General features: G+C 69.1%; 16 protein-coding genes. 5 read left to right on the forward strand and 11 right to left on the reverse strand.

Features of this window, described 5'->3' with window-relative positions; genetic code table 11:
• Positions 1–3: 3 nt before the first annotated feature.
• The 8 genes from AC07OD_RS07555 to AC07OD_RS07590 form a co-directional block, all read right to left on the reverse strand.
• Positions 4–936, reverse strand: a complete 933-nt coding sequence (locus AC07OD_RS07555) for a family 2A encapsulin nanocompartment shell protein (protein WP_494595910.1) — start codon at positions 934–936, stop codon at positions 4–6.
• 73 nt (positions 937–1,009) lie between these two features.
• Positions 1,010–1,282 carry a helix-turn-helix domain-containing protein gene (locus AC07OD_RS07560; RefSeq protein ID WP_218294691.1) on the reverse strand — a complete coding sequence of 91 codons (273 nt, stop codon included), beginning with the start codon at positions 1,280–1,282 and terminating at the stop codon, positions 1,010–1,012.
• Complete coding sequence (gene epsC / locus AC07OD_RS07565; RefSeq protein ID WP_218294690.1) at positions 1,279–2,214, reverse strand: serine O-acetyltransferase EpsC; 936 nt, start codon at positions 2,212–2,214, stop codon at positions 1,279–1,281. Before epsC ends, AC07OD_RS07560 begins: the two co-directional genes overlap by 4 nt.
• A 50-nt stretch (positions 2,215–2,264) precedes the next feature.
• On the reverse strand, positions 2,265–2,756 hold the full coding sequence (locus AC07OD_RS07570) for a rhodanese-like domain-containing protein (protein WP_218294689.1): 492 nt from the start codon (positions 2,754–2,756) through the stop codon (positions 2,265–2,267).
• Between the two features lie 141 nt (positions 2,757–2,897).
• Positions 2,898–4,106, reverse strand: coding sequence for an N-methyl-L-tryptophan oxidase (gene solA / locus AC07OD_RS07575; protein WP_494595914.1), 1,209 nt, complete (start codon positions 4,104–4,106; stop codon positions 2,898–2,900).
• Between the two features lie 123 nt (positions 4,107–4,229).
• A complete protein-coding gene (locus tag AC07OD_RS07580; RefSeq protein WP_494595916.1) occupies positions 4,230–5,027 on the reverse strand; it encodes a MetQ/NlpA family ABC transporter substrate-binding protein in 798 nt (265 codons plus the stop codon).
• Positions 5,028–5,130: 103 nt separating this feature from the next.
• Entirely contained in the window at positions 5,131–6,219 is a 1,089-nt protein-coding gene (locus AC07OD_RS07585) for a DUF6817 domain-containing protein (protein ID WP_218294686.1), read from the reverse strand.
• Positions 6,220–6,304: 85 nt separating this feature from the next.
• The gene (locus AC07OD_RS07590) at positions 6,305–6,478 is read right to left on the reverse strand and encodes a hypothetical protein (RefSeq protein ID WP_494595918.1); all 174 of its coding nucleotides are present in this window, start codon (positions 6,476–6,478) and stop codon (positions 6,305–6,307) included.
• A gap of 12 nt (positions 6,479–6,490) precedes the next feature.
• On the opposite strand from AC07OD_RS07590, the gene AC07OD_RS07595 reads away from it, so the two are divergent.
• The 3 genes from AC07OD_RS07595 to AC07OD_RS07605 all read left to right on the forward strand — a co-directional run bounded on the left by AC07OD_RS07595 (position 6,491) and on the right by AC07OD_RS07605 (position 8,077).
• Positions 6,491–7,108, forward strand: coding sequence for a helix-turn-helix domain-containing protein (locus AC07OD_RS07595; protein ID WP_494595920.1), 618 nt, complete (start codon positions 6,491–6,493; stop codon positions 7,106–7,108).
• Positions 7,105–7,653: a GNAT family N-acetyltransferase gene (locus AC07OD_RS07600; protein ID WP_218341047.1), complete on the forward strand. Its 549-nt coding sequence runs from the start codon at positions 7,105–7,107 to the stop codon at positions 7,651–7,653. The genes AC07OD_RS07595 and AC07OD_RS07600 overlap by 4 nt, the downstream gene beginning before the upstream one ends.
• A 115-nt stretch (positions 7,654–7,768) precedes the next feature.
• Positions 7,769–8,077 (forward strand): hypothetical protein, encoded by a 309-nt coding sequence (locus tag AC07OD_RS07605; protein WP_218294683.1) that lies wholly within the window; start codon positions 7,769–7,771, stop codon positions 8,075–8,077.
• Positions 8,078–8,185: 108 nt separating this feature from the next.
• Here AC07OD_RS07605 and AC07OD_RS07610 read toward each other — a convergent pair whose 3' ends face one another.
• A complete protein-coding gene (locus AC07OD_RS07610; protein ID WP_218294682.1) occupies positions 8,186–9,091 on the reverse strand; it encodes a LysR family transcriptional regulator in 906 nt (301 codons plus the stop codon).
• A gap of 123 nt (positions 9,092–9,214) precedes the next feature.
• Between AC07OD_RS07610 and AC07OD_RS07615 the strand changes: the two genes are divergently transcribed.
• The gene (locus AC07OD_RS07615) at positions 9,215–10,057 is read left to right on the forward strand and encodes an EamA family transporter (RefSeq protein WP_492253378.1); all 843 of its coding nucleotides are present in this window, start codon (positions 9,215–9,217) and stop codon (positions 10,055–10,057) included.
• Between the two features lie 33 nt (positions 10,058–10,090).
• On the opposite strand, the gene AC07OD_RS07620 is transcribed toward AC07OD_RS07615, so the two are convergent.
• Together AC07OD_RS07620 and AC07OD_RS07625 are read right to left on the reverse strand one after the other, a co-directional pair.
• A complete protein-coding gene (locus AC07OD_RS07620; protein ID WP_494595923.1) occupies positions 10,091–10,720 on the reverse strand; it encodes an Lcl C-terminal domain-containing protein in 630 nt (209 codons plus the stop codon).
• 91 nt (positions 10,721–10,811) lie between these two features.
• Positions 10,812–11,792 (reverse strand): LysR family transcriptional regulator, encoded by a 981-nt coding sequence (locus AC07OD_RS07625; RefSeq protein ID WP_494595925.1) that lies wholly within the window; start codon positions 11,790–11,792, stop codon positions 10,812–10,814.
• Positions 11,793–11,897: 105 nt separating this feature from the next.
• Here AC07OD_RS07625 and AC07OD_RS07630 point away from each other — a divergent pair, with 105 nt between their 5' ends.
• On the forward strand, positions 11,898–12,989 hold the full coding sequence (locus tag AC07OD_RS07630) for a tartrate dehydrogenase (protein WP_218294678.1): 1,092 nt from the start codon (positions 11,898–11,900) through the stop codon (positions 12,987–12,989).
• Positions 12,990–13,116: the final 127 nt, after the last annotated feature.

The raw sequence follows: 13,116 nt of genomic DNA on the forward strand, positions 1-13,116 counted from the left end.
GCTTTACTTGTAGGTGTCGGGGTAGTCGTGGTACTTGTTGATCTCCACGTCGTCCAGCACGGCCAGCGCATCGGGCGTGAGCATGGCCAGCGAGCAGTACAGCGAGATCAGGTAGGACGCGATGGCATGGTTGTTGATGCCCATGAAGCGCACCGACAGGCCGGGGCTCTGCTCGCCCGGCAGGCCGGGCTGGAACAGGCCGACCACGCCCTGGCGCTTGTCGCCCACGCGCAGCAGCAGGATCTTGCTTTTGCCGTCGGCCACGGGCACCTTGTCCGAAGGGATCAGCGGAATGCCGCGCCAGGTGATGAACTGCGAGCCGAACAGGCTCACCGTGGGCGGCGGCGTGCCACGGCGCGTGGCTTCGCGGCCGAAGGCGGCAATCGCCAGCGGGTGGGCCAGGAAGAAGGCGGGCTCCTTCCAGACCTTGGTGAGCAGCTCGTCCAGGTCGTCCGGCGTGGGCGCGCCGGTGAGCGGAAACACGCGCTGCTCTTCCGTCACCTGGGCCAGCAGGCCGTAGTCGGGGTTGTTGATGAGCTCGCTCTCCTGGTTTTCCTTGATCGTCTCGATCGTCAGGCGCAGCTGTTCCTTGATCTGGTCGTGCGGGCTGCTGTACAGGTCGGAGATGCGGGTGTGCACATCGAGCACGGTGCTCACGGCGTTCAGGAAGAACTCGCGCGGGTTCTCTTCGTAGTCCACGAAGGTGCGCGGCAACTGGTTCTCTTCCTCGCGGGCCGTGCAGGTGACCTTGATCAGCTCGGGGTTCTTGACCTGGTTGAGGCGGTAGATGCCTGCCTCCACCGGCACCCACTGCAGCAGGTGCGTGAGCCAGCGCGGCGAGATGGTCGAGAGTTGTGCGGTGGTCTTGGTCGCGTTGGCAAGTTGCCGTGCTGCGTTGTCGCCCAGGGCGGTCGTGCCGCCCACTGTTGCCGTCATGTGAGGCTCCGTATCAGAAAAGGTGGGATGAGAGAAAAACTCCCAGCCAGTTTCCGACGGAGGCCTCAGTGCTTCAACATGCTATAGCCGCCAATCGCGTGCCATTGAGCGCATTCGCATCGCTCAATGCGTCGCAGTGCCCGAGCAGCGTGGCGCTGCGCACGCCGAAGGCCTGGGAGAGCTTGTCGATGGTGACCAGCGAGGCAATGGCGCGGCCCCGCTCGATCTCGCCCACATAGGAGCGGTTCAGGTCGGCATGCTCGGCCAGTTGCTCCTGCGACCAGCCGCGCGCCTCGCGCAGGCGCCGCACGGCCGTGCCGAAACTGCGCACCAGCACCTCACTCATGCCACGCCCACCCTGGGTTCGTCGCCGTCGTGGTGCCCGTTGTGGCGCGACAGGGCCTGGGTCACGTTGCCGCCCGCGGGCACGTCGTGCGTGATCCAGACATTGCCGCCGATGGTGGCGCCGCGCCCCAGCGTCACCCGGCCGAGCACCGTGGCGCCGGCGTAGATGACCACGTCGTCTTCCACCACCGGGTGGCGTGGCTGGCCCTTCTGCAAGTGCCCATCCTCGTCCGTGGGAAAGCGCTTGGCGCCCAGCGTGACGGCCTGGTAGACACGCACGCGCTCGCCGATCACCGCGGTCTCGCCGATCACGACGCCCGTGCCGTGGTCGATGAAAAAGCCCGCGCCGATCTGCGCGCCGGGGTGGATGTCGATGCCGGTCTGCGCATGGGCCTGCTCGGCCACGATGCGCGCCAGCAGCGGCAGCTCCAGCTGGTACAGCGTGTGCGCCAGGCGGTGGTGGATCATGGCCAGGATGCCGGGGTAGCACAGCAGCACCTCGTCCACGCTGCGCGCGGCCGGATCGCCGTGGTAGGCGGCCAGCACGTCGCTGTCGAGCAGGCTGCGGATCTCGGGCAGCGAGGTGGCGAAGCTGCGGGCCGTCTGCACGGCGCGCTTTTCGATGTTCTGCTCTTCCACCGGCTGGTGGCGCAGCACATAACGCAACTCCAGCCGGATCTGCGCCAGCAGCGCATGCAAGGCGGCGTCCAGCGTGTGGCCGACGTAGAAGTCCTCGCTCTCCTGGCGCAGGTCGGGTGGGCCCAGGCGCATGGGAAACAGCACGCCCTTGAGCTTGTCGACGATATCGGCCAGCGCGTCGCGCGATGGGAACTCGCGCCCGCCCGGCTCCTGGGAGCGCTTTTGCAGACTGCGCCAGTCGCGGCGCACGGCGTGCAGGGACTGCACGATGGGTTCGATGTTGAAGACGGCCATGGGGAAAGGGAAGCTGTGGTTCAGTCGTGGAGGCGGGCCGTGCCCCGGGGCTAGTCCTGGATCCAGGGAAGGTTGTGAAAGCGCCAGCCATCGGCATGGCCGCGCTGCTTGTGGCCATCGATCTCGCCCTCGAAGCCTTCGAGCACGTTGAAGACGCGGGTGAAGCCGGCCTTGGCCGCCGCCTCGGCCGCCAGGGCCGAGCGCTTGCCGCTGCGGCACAGCAGCAGCGCCGTGGCCTCCTTGCCGCCGTGGCTGGCCAGGCGGGCCTCCAGCTCGCGCACGAAGCGCGGGTTGCGCTGCAGGGCGGTGCCCGTGGCCCAGGGCACGTGCAGGCTGTCCGGCACCTGGCCGACGAACTTCAGCTCTTCGGCCGAGCGCACGTCCACCAGCACGGCATCGCCGGCCAGGACGAGTTTCCACGCCACGGTGGGCGCAACGCCGCCCGCATAGGGCAGGCCGGACGCCAGTGCGACCGAGCGGGCAGATTCCAATTCGTGTGCGAGCACAGCGTCCTGGGTGTCCTGGATGGCGGATGAAAGCATGGCAGGGGTCCTTGAGGCTAGGGTTTCGCAGCCCTCATGGGCGGGGCTGCCGTGAACAATGTGTTCACTCTAGAACCCTTCTCATAAAACCCAAAAGAATAAAATTTGGTTTCTATAAAACCAAAACATCCTTGAGTTTGTTCAGGCAAACCCTGTGGCTGCCAGCCCGTGCAGGGCATGGCCAAAGGGCCGCAGATCCAGGCGCTCCGGCAGGTCCAGCACCTGCTGCGCCAGGGCCTCCCCCACGGCGGCCGAGTGCTTGAAGCCATGGCCCGAGCAGGCGGAGGCCACGTGCACGCCTGGCCAGCCGGGCAGCCGGTCGACGACGAAGCCGTGGTCGGGAGTCACGGTGTACAGGCAGGCGCGGGCGTCAGTGCAGCGGGCGGCCGGGGCATCAAAGCGCGGCAGCACGTGGCGCTGCAGCATGCTGTGCTTCTCGGCATCGGCCACGGTGCGGTCCACGGTGTCCGGGGTGGTGGTCTCCAGGTACTGCGCGGTGGCCACCTTGAAGGCCGGCGCGCCCGCATCCGCGATCGGGAACCCATAGATCGAGTCGTCCGGTCCGTCGCGAAAGGTCCAGATGAAGACCGGAAACACCCCGGGCTCGAACGAGGGCCTGGCGGCCCCCACGTCGAACCAGAACATCACCTGGCGGTACACCGCCAGCCGGGGTGCCCAGGCATGGCGCAGCTCCTGGCCCAGCAGGCCCGGGAGCCAGGGGCCCGCGGCCAGCACCACCTGCCCGGCGCTGTAGCGGCCCTGCGTGGTGTCCACCCGCAGGTGCCCGCCTTCGCGCGCGAGGCCGGTCACGCGCACCCCTGTCTGCACCGCGGCGCCATGCACCTGGGCCTGTTGCAACTGGGCGCTGATGGCGGCCTCGGGCCGCACGAAGCCGGCGTCGCGCTCCCAGTAGGCGAATTCGTGGTCGTTGAGCTGGAACTGCGGGTAGCGCCGGCGCAGGTCGGCATGGTCCAGCACCTCGTGGTCTATGCCATGGCGGCGCGCGATCTCGATGGTGTTGTGCACGAAGTCCAGGCGGCGTCCCTGGTGCAGCGGCGCGCCATCGCGCGGCCCGAGCACCAGGCCGTGGGTGCGGGTGTAGATGGGCTGGCCGGTCGCGGCCTCCAGTTCGCGCCAGATCTCGTGCGAGCGGCGCACCAGGGGCACGTATTCGTCGCCCTCGCCCACCGCCAGCCGGGTGATGCGGGTCTGGCCGTGCGAGGAGCCCAGGCTGTGCGGCGGCTGGAACTGGTCCAGCCCGAGCACCCTGGCCCCGCGCCGCGCCAGCTGGTACAGCGTGGCGCAGCCCACGGCCCCGAGGCCGACGACGATACTGTCGAAATGTGCCATGCAACGATCCGATGATCAGCACCGGCAGCAGGTGGCCGGGCGGCACCATGGCGCCGCGCAGGGTGCGGCACGCCCGCGGACAAGCCGTCCCGAGGCCCGTTCAGGCACCGGCAGCTGGAAGCATCAGAAGCCTGGCAGCACCGAACCCTTGAACTCGGTCTGGATGAACTTGCGCACTTCTTCCGAGTGGTAGGCCTTCACGAGCTTGGCCACCCAGGGCTTGTCCTTGTCGGCTTCGCGCACGGCGATCAGGTTGACGTAGGGGCTCTTGGCGTTTTCCTGCGCGATGGCGTCCTTGCCCGGGTTCAGGCCGGCCGACAGCGCGAAGTTGGTGTTGATGGCCGAGGCGTCCAGGTCATCCAGCGAGCGGGGCAGTTGGGCGGCATCGAGTTCCACGAACTTGAGCTTCTTGGGGTTGCTCACCACGTCCAGCGGCGTGGCCTTCAGGTCGGCGCCGTCACGCAGCTTGATCAGGCCCTTGTCCTGCAGCACCAGCAGCACGCGGCCGCCGTTCGTGGGGTCGTTGGGAATGCCGAACTTGGCGCCTTCCTTCAGGTCTTCGAGCTTCTTGACCTTCCTGGAATACAGGCCGATCGGGAAATTGACGGTATAGCCCACGGGCACCAGCTTGTAGCCACGGTCCTTGACCTGGGCATCCAGGTAGGGCTTGTGCTGGTAGCTGTTGGCATCGAGGTCGCCGGCCGACAGCGCGGCATTGGGCTGCACGTAGTCGCTGAACTCGACGACCTGGATCTTGAGGCCGTCCTTCTCGGCGACCTTCTTGACCACTTCGAAGATCTGCGCATGGGGACCGCCCGTCACGCCGATCTTCAGGGGCTTGTCCTGCGCCAGGGCGCCGGTCGAAAAGCCGGCGGCGAGGGCCAGGGCGAGAGTGGTTTGCAGCAGCGAGCGCTTGTTCACGGAAGACACCTTTCGTTAAGAGATGCAGGCATCCTAGGGTTTCCCCGATAAAACAGGAACGAATAAGTTTTTATGTTCTTACAATTAATATGAATAACGTTTATCACCCTCGCAGCGCGACGTTGTTGAGCTTGTCCAGTCGCTCGGGCCAGGTGCCTTCCACCGTCGCGCCCTGAAGCAAAATGCGCGTCCAGGCCACCCAGGCGTCCCACTGCACCCGCTTGTCCCACGAATTCCCCCAGGCGCTGAACAGCTGCAGCGCGCTGTCCGCCGCCGCCCTGGCGTCCTGCCTGCGGCCCGCCGACAGATACAGCTGCGCCAGCACCATCTGTGGCTCGCCCACCCAGGGGTTGTGACGGACCGCGCTTTCCAGCACCCCGGTGGCCACATCCAGGTCCACCAGCGGCTGGTCCTGCTGGATCACCGACCAGTACAGCGAGGCGGCCGCCGCCTCGTCCGCCGCCGCCAGCGGCTGCGTGCAATGGGCAAACACGGGCGGCGTGGGCAGCAGGCCCTGGAGGCCCGGGTGCTGCAGCGCCAGGCCCAGGCCGTTGATCTGCGAGACCATGCGTCCGCTCGGCCGCATCGGCCCGGGCCACAGCGACGCGGCCCAGTGCACCGGCTGGGGACGGTGCTGCACCGCGGGGAAGCGCGAAAAGATGTCGTCCTGCCAGCTGAACCACTGCTCGATGGTGTCGGCCATGCTCACGATGATGAACGCCGCCACCTCGTAGGGCGTGAGCACGTGGCGCACGCCGTCCTTCTCCAGCGCCAGGCTGCCATCGGGCTCCAGCTGCCCGGCCAGCACGCGCTGCACGAACTGCGTGCGCGACTGCGTGCAGAACAGGTAGACCAGGTGCTCGGCCGATTCGCCCGCGATCTCGCGCACGCGCGCACGCTCCCGGGCGGGGTCGAACTTCACCAGGTCCACGAAGGCATTGCCATACACGCTGTGCAGCAGCCCCAGAAGGCGCACATCGCGCGGCTGCCGCCACACGGTGAGCGAGCGCGCCACGCCCACCAGATGGTGGCGGAAGGTGCCCGCCTTGTGCCAGTCCTGCCCCACGTTGCGTGCGAGCACCGTGGGCAGCGCGGGCGCGAGGTCGGCGTCGCGCGCCAGCCACTCTTCATCCAGCAGTGGCTGGGCACGGGCAAACAGGTCGGGGTCGAGCGTGTGAAAAGGCAGCGTCATGGTCTGAATGTCTCCGGCGGTTGTTCTGGCAGATCGAAATGCAAAGTACACACAGTATCAGCGCGGCTGGCGCGGGCCGCCAAGGTCACGTGGGTGTATCAATTCGATAAAAAATGGCGGCAGCGCTTTCTAGATTTACGCTTTCAGCTATTAAAACAGAAGCAAAAAGTCTCCCATCTGCCGCATCCCCATCCCGCGACACGCTCCCGTCCGTGAGCTTGCCGCCACCAACTTCCAGTTTTATGGAATAAATTTCCATTAAACTGCCGCCATGGACATCAACCACCGCATCGCCCGCCGGTTGCGCGAGCTGCGCGACACCCGGGGCTACTCACTGGACACGCTGGCCGAGCGCAGCGGCGTGAGCCGCTCCAACATCTCGCTGATCGAACGCGGCCAGAGCAGCCCCACGGCCGCCGTGCTGGACAAACTGGCCGTCGGGCTGAGCGTGGCACTCGCCTCCTTCTTCGAGGACGGCACCGATGGCGAGCGCGAGGCCCTGCCCTCGCCCCTGATCCGGGCCGCCGACCAGCCCCGCTGGCAGGACCCGGCCTCGGGCTATGTGCGCCGCCGGCTGTCGCCGCCCGCGCCCTCGCCGCTGCAGCTGGTGGAGGTGGAGTTTCCGCCCGGCCAGCGCGTCGCCCTCGACTCGGCCGTGCACGATGCCGACATCCACCAGCAGGTCTGGCTGGTGGAAGGCCGCATGGACCTGACCGTGGGCACCACCACCTGGGCGCTGGGCGCGGGGGACTGCCTGGCCATGCAGCTCAACCAGCCCATCGTGTTCCACAACCCGGGCACGCGGCCCGCGCGCTACCTGGTGGCGCTCACCACGCTGGGCCTGCCGCCTGCCCGCTTCGCATCCCCCACCCCGAGGAGAAAACCATGACCACCGACATACGGGCCCCTTCGCCCGCCGTCACCATCCGGCGCCTGGGCGCCCGCGAGGCGGCCGCGAGCGTGCCGGCGCTGGCCGACGTGCTGATCGACTGCGTGCAAGGTGGGGCGTCGGTGAGCTTCATGTGGCCGCTGCCGCGCGACAAGGCCCTCGCGTTCTGGAGCGGCGTGGCCGACGGCGTGGCCCGCAACGAACGCGTGCTGCTGGTGGCCGAGGCCCCGGGAGGCCACATCGTGGGGACCGTGCAGCTCGTCACCGCCATGCCCGACAACCAGCCCCACCGCGCCGACGTGGCCAAGATGCTGGTGCACCGCCAGGCCCGCCGCCGGGGCATCGCCCAGCAGCTCATGGCCGCCGTGGACGACGCAGCGCGCGCCGAGGGCAAGACCGTGCTCGTGCTCGACACCGTGACCGGCGGCGACGCCGAGCGCCTGTACGAGCGCGCCGGCTGGCAGCGCGTGGGCGTGGTGCCCGACTATGCGCTGATGCCGGACGGCGCGTTCTGCGGCACCACGTTCTTCTGCAAGCGGATCTGACCTTTCCCTGCCCCTCCGGGGACAGCGCCCCCGGCACCCGCCCCGGACCAACCCGCATGCAGCGCGCCCGATAAAACTGTATATTCATACAGTCAATCATTTACGGAGAAGCGCCATGGAAGTTCTTGAATCCACTTACGCGGTCGCCCTGCGCGACTACCCTGAAGAGCTGCCACCCCGGGAGCGCATGGCCGCCGAGGCACGCTATGCCAGGGAGCTCGAAAAACAGCTCGGCGGCCCCGCGCAGGTCGCCGCGGCCCTGGACACCATGTCCAGCCTGGAAGAATCGCCGCCCGAGATCGTGTCGGCCGGTGACCTCGCCTTGATCAAGCAATGGGGCAAAGCCAGCGTCGCCGCGCGGCAGGCGGGGTTTCGCGACCTGGGGGAAGGAGACGGCGCGTACTTCGAGGTCCGGCTGCTGTAAGCCTCTTTCGGGGGCCCATTGCCTTGCCTTGCCCTGCCCCTGCCTGGACGGACCAGGGGCCGGGAATGAGGGAGGCGGCAAGACGCGGTAGCGCGCAGCCAGTGCCCGTCACGGCACGGCCAGGGACTCCAGTGCCGCCCACACCGCCAGGATGGCCGTGTCGTGCACCTGCGACGCCCGCCGCGCCAGCCCCAGCTCCCGCCACAGCGGCGGGCTCAGCGGGCGCACCTGCAGGCCCGCGTTGTCCTGCTCCACATCGCCGCCCGCCACCCCGGGCTGCTCCAGCGGCAGCACCGCCACGCCATGGCCGGCGCCCACCAGGCTGCGCAGTGCCAGCGGGTGGTTCAGCTCCATGCGGGGGCGGGGGTTCAGGCCGGCCTGCGCGAACCAGCCGGCGATGAGCCGGTACATCTGCGTGGCCGGTCCGAAGGACATCCAGCGCTGGCCGGCCAGCCACTGTGGCGTGGCCTGTGCCGGCGCATCCCATGCGGGCGGAATCAGCGCCACCATGGGGTCCGTGCGCCAGGGGCGCACCTGCACGTCGCCGCCGGCGGCCTGCGGCATCGCGACGATGGCCAGATCCAGCGTGCCCGCGCCGAGCCGGGCCATGGCCTCGGCGGAGCTGAGCACATCCAGCTTCACATCCACGCCCGGGCTTTGACGGGCCAGCCGCTCCAGCAGGCGGGGCAGCAAGCCCGCGCTCACGCCCGCCGTGGTGGCAAGGCGCACCAGGCCTTCCAGCCCCTGCGCGCGCCGGCGCACCTGCTCCACCACCTCGTCGGCCCCGGCCAGCAGGCGGCGCCCCCCGGCCACGAGCGCCTCGCCAGCCGGCGTCAGGCTGGCCTGGCGCCGGCCGCGCACCACCAGCGCGGCGCCCAGCCGCGACTCCAGTTCACTGATGTGCAGGCTGACCGTCGGTGGCGCCAGGTGCAGGGCCTGGGCCGCGGCGGCCAGCGTGCCCAGGTCGGCGATGGCAACAAGGGTCTGGACCTGGTCCAGGTTGAGGTTTCGCATCAGGAATCCTGAATTCAATAGTCATTGAATTCAACTTTACAGATGTCTGGCTGAAAAACATCATTCGCTCATCAAAAAACTGGCCCCTGCGCGCACTCACTCAGCCCCCGGAACCCCATCGCCATGCTCACCAACGACGTCTTCCTCATCGTGCTGCTGTCGGCCGCGCTCAACGCGGGCTGGAACAGCGCCATCAAGCTGGGCGGCAACCGCATCACCGCCATGGCGATCACCACGCTCATGGGCAGCGGTCTGTCCCTGCTGGCGCTGCCATGGGTCAACCTGCCGGCCGCGGCCAGCTGGCCGCTGCTCGCGCTGTCCGTTGCGGTGCACACGGCCTACCACTTCGCCTTGCCCATTGCCTACAACCACGGCGACATGGGGCAGGTCTACCCCATCGCCCGGGGCTCGGCGCCGCTGCTGGTGGTGGCGGGGGCGGCCATGTTCGCGGGGGAATGGCCAGGGGCCGGGGCGCTGTGGGGCGTTGCCTGCCTGTGCGCGGGCGTGTTGTCGCTGGCGCTCGTGCGGGGTGGCGGCACGCAGCGCCGGGCCGTGGGGTATGCGCTGCTGACCGGGGTGCTGATCGCCGCCTACACGGTGGTGGATGCGCTGGGGGCACGTCAGGCGGGGTCGGCCATCGGCTTCGCGGTGGTGCTCACGCTGGGCGACGGCATCGCCACGGCGCTCATCGTTCTGTGGTGGAAAGGGCCCCGCGCCTTCCGGGTCGACCCGCCCATGCTCTGGCGCTGCGCCGCGGCCGGCACGATGCAGATGGGCGCCTACTGGATCGCCGTCTGGGCCCTGGCGCGCGCGCCCATGGGCGCCGTGTCGGCCCTGCGCGAGACCAGCGTGCTGCTGGTGGCGCTGATTTCCACCTGGATGCTCAAGGAGCCCCTGGGCGCGGCGCGCATGGCTTCGGCCGCACTGGTGTGCGCGGGGCTGCTGATGGTGCGGCTCTCGTCCTGAAGGCCGTGCGAGCGGCCAGGGCGGCCAGGGCAGCTACTGCGGCGCTTCGGCCTCGCCGAGCGGGCGCACCAGCCGCACCGGCAGCTTGCTGGCGCGGGCCACGTCGCCGCGCGCCTCGCCGGTGGACAGGTTCACCGCCCAGCCATTGATCGCCCCCATCTGGGCCGCCGCGTCGCCGGAACGCCCCTGCATGACAGTGTTGTAGTTGTACGGGTTGCCCCGTTGCGCGACCACATTGGCCGTGGCGGACCAGTGCCACTGCGCGGGGGCCGCCGGAAACAGCGCGGCGTTCAGGCCCGGGGGACTGGCCGTGCGGTCGATGAGCCGCTGCAGCTCCGGCGCACGCGGCAGGCGCCAGGCCACGCCCTCTGCCTTCCAGCGGTCGCTGGCCAGCGCCGCGGCTTCGGCGCGGTCCAGCAACCGTGGCTTGCCGGTGCAGGTGCCGGTCTGGCGGCTCCATTGCATGCCCTCGGCGCAGCGCGGCCAGGCAAGCCGGGCGCGCAGGTCCAGGACCACCGCGCCATCCTTCGACAGCGCCCAGTCGGTGGCGGCCAAGGGCTCGGCCGCCCGCGCGGGCCAGGGGGCGGCACAGGCCGTGGCGAAGGCCAGTGTGCCGCCCAGCAAGGCGGCGGGATGAAGGTGTGGGCGGGACGGTGTGGTCATGTGCTGGAGGGGGGGCGACGCGGCCACGGTGGGCGTGGGCCGCGATGGACCACAGCCTAACCGCATGGCCCGCCCCGCGCCCCGCGCCAGATCAAGAAACCTTCGCGGTGCGCCTGCCCGCCTGCGGCCCCGCATCCGGTGCCACGCCCGCCAGCGCGCCCGACCGCGCCAGCGCCTGCGCCAGGAAGGTGACGAAGGTCTGCACCCGCGTGGAAAACTGGTGGCGCTGCGGATAGACCGCATAGACGTCGGCCGCGGGCGTCTGGTACTGCGGCAGCACGGGCTCCAGCAGGCCCTGCGCCAGGTGCCGGTTCACGTCCCACTCCGCCCGCATCACGATGCCGTGGCCCTGCAGCGCCCACAGCACGGCGATCTCGCCGTCATTGGTGGTCAGGTTGCCCGTGATCTTGATCGACTCGGTGTGCGCCTTGCTCCCGCGCCCGGTGGTCAGGCGCCACAAGCCGTAGGCCTCGTCACCCTGGCGGATGCCGATGCACCGGTGCTCCATCAGGTCGCGCGGCACGCGCGGCCTGCCGTGGCGGTCCAGGTACGCCGGGGCCGCGCACAACACGCGCCGGTTGGGCGCGATGCGCCGCGCGATCACGCGGCCGTCGGGCGGCTCGCCAAAACGCACGCACACGTCGTAGGCGTCGTCGGTGATCGGCGGCGGGTGCACCGACAGCTGCAGCTGCACGTCCACCTCGGGGTACAGCCGCACGAAGTCGGAGATGGCCGGCGCGATGTGCATGCGGCCAAAGCCCAGCGTGGCGTTCACGCGCAGCAGGCCCTTGGGGGTTGCCCGGGACTGCACGATGAGTTCATCGAGCGCATCGATCTCGCGCAGGATGCGGCGCGCGTGCTCCAGCAGCAGTTCGCCCTCGGGCGTGAGGCTCATGCGCCGCGTGGAGCGGTTCACCAGCACCACGCCCAGGCGCCGCTCCATCTGCGCCAGGTGCTTGCTCACGGCGGCGGTGGACACGCCCATTTCGCGCCCCGCCGCGCTCAGGCTGGGGCTGGCGGCCAGGGTGGAGAAAAAGCCCAGTTCGGCGGGCTGGATGGTGCTGGAGCTCATGCATCCATGTTAACCCACGGTTAACGATGGATTCACTTTCAGGGCATTTCCTGTGCGCACGGCGGCCTAAAGTCCAGCCATCCACCACCGTTCTTTGTACACCCCATGACCACCTACCAAATCGCCACCATTCCCGGAGACGGCATCGGCAAGGAAGTGATTCCCGCAGGCCAGCGCGTGCTGGAAGCCCTGTCCGCCCAGCACCCTGGCCTGCAGTTCGCGTTCGAGAATTTCGGCTGGGGCGGCGACTGGTACCGCGCCCACGGCGCGATGATGCCGGCCGATGGCCTGGACGCCCTGCGCGGCAAGGACGCCATCCTGTTCGGTTCGGCCGGCGACCCGGACATCCCCGACCACATCACGCTGTGGGGCCTGCGCCTGAAGATCTGCCAGGGGTTCGACCAGTACGCCAACGTGCGGCCCACGCGCATCCTGCCGGGCATCGACGCGCCGCTCAAGCGCTGCACGCCCCAGGACCTGGACTGGGTCATCGTGCGCGAAAACTCCGAGGGTGAATACTCCGGCGTCGGCGGCCGCGTGCACCAGGGCCACCCCATCGAGGCCGCCACCGATGTCTCCATCATGACCCGCGTGGGCGTGGAGCGCATCCTGCGTTTTGCCTTCCGCCTGGCCCGATCGCGCCCCCGCAAGCAACTCACCGTCATCACCAAGAGCAACGCGCAGCGCCATGCCATGGTGATGTGGGACGAGATCGCCGCGCAGGTGGCTACCGAGTTCCCCGATGTGCAATGGGACAAGGAACTGGTGGACGCCGCCACGGCCCGCATGGTCAACCGCCCCGCCACGCTGGACACCATCGTCGCGACCAACCTGCACGCCGACATCCTCTCGGACCTGGCCGCGGCGCTGGCCGGCAGCCTGGGCATCGCGCCCACCGGCAACATCGACCCCGAGCGCCGCTACCCCAGCATGTTCGAGCCCATCCACGGCTCGGCGTTCGACATCATGGGCAAGGGCCTGGCCAACCCCATCGGCACCTTCTGGTCGGTGGTGATGCTGCTGGAGCACTTGGGCGAGGCCGAGGCGGCCCGCGCCGTGATGCAGGCCATCGAGCAGGTCACCGCCAACCCCGCCCTGCACACCCGCGATCTGGGCGGCACGGCCACCACGGCGCAGGTGACCGATGCCGTGTGCGCGCTCATCAGCAGCGCACCGGCCGCGCGCAAAGCCGCCTGACCGCACTTGCCCCCGGCGGGCAGAACAACAAGGCCACAAAGGCCATGCACCCGCCGCACAACCACCCTTTCGGAGACAAACCATGCGCCGCCCTACCCCCCATCCCACCTGCATCGCCCAGCCGCTG

The sequence above is a fragment of the Acidovorax sp. GW821-FHT10E03 genome (genome assembly GCF_059415205.1).